Origin of the sequence: Shewanella sp. P1-14-1 (assembly GCF_001401775.1) — a bacterium.
Lineage (GTDB): Bacteria > Pseudomonadota > Gammaproteobacteria > Enterobacterales > Shewanellaceae > Shewanella > Shewanella japonica.
On record NZ_LKTL01000148.1, the window covers coordinates 1 to 201 of the forward strand.

Annotated in this window: 1 tRNA gene; it reads left to right on the forward strand. The window is 44.3% G+C overall.

Annotation, left to right across the window (positions count from 1 at the left end):
- Positions 1-21 precede the first annotated feature (21 nt).
- Positions 22-97 (forward strand) — tRNA-Ala (locus AN944_RS21300).
- Positions 98-201: the final 104 nt, after the last annotated feature.

Consider the following 201-nt stretch of genomic DNA (forward strand, 5'->3'; position numbering starts at 1 on the left):
TTTGTTTGACTGCATGTAAATGGGGCTATAGCTCAGCTGGGAGAGCGCCTGCCTTGCACGCAGGAGGTCTGCGGTTCGATCCCGCATAGCTCCACCATTTACTTGTTCATGGATAGAGACGCCAAAGATAAAACGACAGTTTTATCTTTGGCTTTTTTAAGCCCGCTCTTTAACAATTTGGAAAGCTGATAGTATTTAATA